This is a genomic window from Consotaella aegiceratis (assembly GCF_036541425.1).
In the GTDB taxonomy this organism is placed as follows: domain Bacteria; phylum Pseudomonadota; class Alphaproteobacteria; order Rhizobiales; family Rhizobiaceae; genus Consotaella; species Consotaella aegiceratis.
Genome location: NZ_JAZHFT010000143.1, coordinates 1 through 946, shown reverse-complemented (window position 1 = coordinate 946; position 946 = coordinate 1). Strand labels below are relative to the sequence as shown.

At 67.5% G+C, this 946-nt stretch carries 1 protein-coding gene; it reads left to right on the top strand.

The genetic code is table 11. From position 1 onward, the window contains the following. Positions 1 to 184: 184 nt before the first annotated feature. A partial coding sequence (locus SMD10_RS25465; protein ID WP_331688509.1) for a class I SAM-dependent methyltransferase occupies positions 185 to 946 on the top strand: 762 nt, incomplete at its 3' end.

Genomic DNA, 946 nt, shown 5'->3' with positions numbered 1-946 from the left:
AGGCCGGGCGTCCGGCGCCGGCGCACCACGGCGTCCGGCAGGGTTCGCTCGCGGTGCGACCGGATGAATTGCCCGAGCAAACGGCGCTGTTCGTCAGTGGTCATAGGTTTCAATATAATAGGATAAACTGATCTATTGTAACAGGGTGAGACTTCGTCTCTAGTCGGGACGAAGGAGAAACGCCATGACCCGTTCGCACGACACCCTGGTCGAGGATCAGTTCGGCATTCAGGCCGATGCTTATGTCAAAAGCGCCGTCCATGCGGCCGGCGACGATCTCGACACTCTGGAGGCGACGGCCGAGCGCCTGCACCCCGATCGCGCCGTGGACCTCGGCTCGGGGGGCGGCCACGCGGCCTATCGGCTGGCGCGCCACGCCGGCTCGGTCGTCGCCGTCGATCTCTCGGCCACGATGATGGACGCGGTCGGCGCCAAGGCGCGGGATCTCGGCCTGTCGAATGTCGAGACGTGTGTCGCGCCGGCCGAGCGGCTGCCGTTCGAGGACGCTGCGTTCGACTTCATGGGCTGTCGCTTCTCCGCGCACCATTGGCGCGACTTCGAGGGCGGGCTGCGCGAGGCGCGGCGCATCCTGAAACCCGGCGCGACGGCCGTCTTCATCGACGTGGTGTCGCCGGGACGCGCGGTCCTGGACACCCATCTGCAGGCCGTCGAGCTGCTGCGCGACCCCTCGCATGTCCGCAACTACACCGAAGCCGAATGGACGGCCGCGCTCGGCCGCACCGGCTTCCGGGTGCTCGGCACGAAGACGAGACGGCTGCGCATGGACTATGCGTCGTGGGTCGAGCGCATGCGAACCCCCGACGCGCACCGAACGGCGATCCGCTCCCTGCAGCAATGGGCCGCCGCCGCAACGGCCGCCTATTTCGGCATCGAGCCCGACGGCTCGTTTTCGCTCGACACGGTCGAAATCGAAGCCTCCGCCTGC